2 protein-coding genes are annotated in these 3138 nt (G+C 44.7%); one reads left to right on the top strand and one right to left on the bottom strand.

Annotated features, from left to right (window positions below):
• The coding region (locus AB4496_RS19085) for a methyl-accepting chemotaxis protein (RefSeq protein ID WP_372131633.1) at positions 1-1799 on the top strand (1799 nt) is incomplete at its 5' end.
• 144 nt (positions 1800-1943) lie between these two features.
• Here AB4496_RS19085 and AB4496_RS19080 read toward each other — a convergent pair.
• On the bottom strand, positions 1944-3077 hold the full coding sequence (locus AB4496_RS19080) for a cupin domain-containing protein (RefSeq protein ID WP_009846327.1): 1134 nt from the start codon (positions 3075-3077) through the stop codon (positions 1944-1946).
• Positions 3078-3138: the final 61 nt, after the last annotated feature.

The raw sequence follows: 3138 nt of genomic DNA, 5'->3' as shown, positions 1-3138 counted from the left end.
ATGAAATGGTTCGTCGTTCTGTTTTGAACTTTGATTCTATTCAAGGAGCTTACCTAGTCTTCAAGCCCGATTTACTTGATGCTGAAGATGCGAATTATGTCGATGCGGATTATGTCGGCTCGAATGAAAGAGGGCGTTTTGCTCCTTATTGGAAGGTCGCAGATAATGGCGAGAACGTTCTTCCAAACGTGTTATCAGAATCAACATTGAGTGATAACAGCAATAGCGAACGCTTTTTCTGTCCTTTGTCATCTGGCCAAACGTGTATTAGTACGCCAAGAGTTGTGAGTAGCGTTGGTCAAGAACTGCTTACGTCTTCGATTTCGGTGCCTATCATCGTTGATGATGTGGCGATTGGTTTCTTGGGCATCGACTTAAGGCTCGATGGTTTGACCAATGTTGTCACTCAATCGGATCAAAGCTTGTTTGAAGGTGCAGGGGCGGTTTACGTCGTGAGTTTAGATGGTTCCGTTATCGCTTCTGATGATCAAAGTATTGCGGTTGGTTCGAGTTTTCAAAGCAACAATACAAGTAGCGATCTAATGACGGACTTTATCTTTGGTGGTGAAGTCACGACTCAATGGAGTGAGAATGGTGAGTGGTTACTCGCATTTGCACCTGTTGTTGCCGCCAACCAAACTTGGGGTGTGCTGTTTGAGATTCCAAGAGAGAGTGTGGTTGCTGACGCGAATCAATTGGATGCCATTATTAGTACTAAGCTAAGTGAAGGTATTAAGACTGAAGTGATTGCGGGTATTAGCTTTATTCTTTTCGGTCTAGCGATCATCGCTTTTGCTTCACTGTCCATTGTTAAGCCTATTCGACAGGTAGTTGAAAGACTGAACGATATTGCTTCTGGTGAAGGTGATTTAACGCAACGCTTGGAAGTGAAATCTCAAGACGAAATTGGTCAGTTGTCACAAGGGTTTAACCTGTTCTTAGACAAGCTTCAACACACTATTAAAGAGGTGATTCAGACCACTGAGCAAGTGGCGAGCACGACAAGCCAGGCGAAGGCCTCTGCATCAAGTACTCGTGAAAGTAGTGAGTCTCAGTTTAAAGAAGTGGATCTTGTGGCGACCGCGGCAGAAGAGATGACTCAGACTTCGGGCTTAGTGGTACAAAATGCTGAAATAGCCGTTGATGCCGCTTGTGAAGCGAATCGTTCTGCTCAGCAAGGCCAACAGGTTATCGAACTTTCTGCCGGTGAAATGAGAAAGCTGGTGGATCGTATGTCGAGCGCCGTGCCTATTGTTGAAGAGTTGGCTAAAAATAACGGTAACATCACTGAGATCTTAAGTGTGATTGAAGGGATCTCTGAGCAAACCAACTTACTGGCATTGAATGCGGCGATTGAAGCGGCTCGTGCAGGTGAGCAAGGTCGAGGTTTTGCCGTCGTTGCTGATGAGGTAAGAAACCTCGCAAGTCGCACACAGTCATCGGTTGGTGAAATCAGAACCGTGATCGACAAGGTCCACGCGGGCACTCAAGATGTCGTTGAAGCGATACAAGAAGGTAATATTCTCGCTAACGACACGGCATTACATGTTCAAAAAGCGGTCGAAGATCTGGGTTCGATCTTTACTTCTATAGAAGCGATCAGTGATATGAACAACCAGATCGTGAGAGCGGCAGAAGAGCAACAATCGGTTTCCGGTGAAGTGAACCAAAGTGTCGTTAATATCCGTGATTTGAGTGCGAAGATCTTGGATCAAGCCGCAGCTTCTGAACAAGTGGGTAGCGAAATTGATCAACTGTCCCAACAGCAGCAGAAATTGGTTAATCAGTTCAAGGTTTAGCCTAGTTGTTCACTGTATAGCTTTTAAGCTTAGTTAACAATTGAATAGAAAAAGGGACAAATGAAGATTTCATTTGTCCCTTTTATTTTTCTTGGGCTCCAAGGCTCTAGGGCTTGGCGATATCCGCGAAACCGATTAACGATGTTAGTCTTCGATAAACCAGTAACCTTTATTCACCAATTCCGTCACGACGGTTACACCTGAAGGAGAAAGATTAGTTGTTGAGTTAATTACCGAATCATCACACAGTACGTTTAGTAGCGAAGAATCAGCCTGTTCAACTTTAACGACTTCCCCATTGATGTAAGCTGTGTTGCTTTCATTCTCATGGTAGAGCGCTTTTAAGCCCGATACTCGACAAATCTCGCCTTCTGACTCTAAGTGCTGAGCGATCTCTTCTTCTGTCCATAATGGCTCAGGAGCGACGATATCAAGCTGGTGGCGTGATTGGCTTAGCAAACACCCCATGAATTCGCTGATGGTTTCAGGTTGCTCTAGTGCAGATTTCAACATGTCAGTTAGATTGCTTAAATCCGATGAACGAATCTTGCCGTAACCATCTTGCGTTTTGAATTCTGGATCGTGAAGATGAACGTCACCCATATCATGAGCAAGTACAAAATCGGCGAAGTTGCTGATTAGCTCTTGTTCTTTAGGGGAGCGATAGCCAATAGAGTAACTCATTGACGGCTCTAACGTGTTGCCTTCATGCGGGAAACCCGGTGGGATATAAAGGATATCGCCCGGCTCTAAAGTTTCATCAATGATCGGTTCAAAACCTTCGATTTGACGAAGTGCAGAAGCTTGGACTGTCTCTTTGTATTGGCCAACATCTTTCGTGCCAACCTTCCACTGACGTTTACCTTGGCCTTGAATGATGAATACGTCATATTGATCAATATGGGGGCCTACGCCGCCTTCTGGTGCTGAGTAGCAGATCATTAGGTCGTCGAATAACCAGTTTGGTAAAGCTTGGAACGCTTCAGTCAGCTTATTGGCACCTTGATGCCAGTGGTTAGCCGCTTGAACGATCAATTGCCAATGTGTTTCAGTGAGTTCGCCAAATTTCTCTTCTGAGAATGGACCATGTTCTGCTGTCCATTGGTTGTTGAGGTTAGAGACAAAGCGAGAATCCACTTCTTCTTCCATCGATAAACCAGCAAGTTCTTCCGGCGAAATTGGGTCGATGAAGTTTTGGAAGCCACCTTTCAAGATGGTTGGTTTTTTATGCCAGTAGTTTTCAAGAAACTCGGGCATAGAAAAGCTAAGTTGGTACATGTGAATCCTGTATGTTTTTATGCTAGATGCTAGATGCTAGATGCTAGATGCTAGATGCTAG

Origin of the sequence: Vibrio sp. 10N.222.46.A1, assembly GCF_041473595.1 — a bacterium.
In the GTDB taxonomy this organism is placed as follows: domain Bacteria; phylum Pseudomonadota; class Gammaproteobacteria; order Enterobacterales; family Vibrionaceae; genus Vibrio; species Vibrio tasmaniensis_A.
This window is presented reverse-complemented; position numbering and strand designations above follow the sequence as displayed.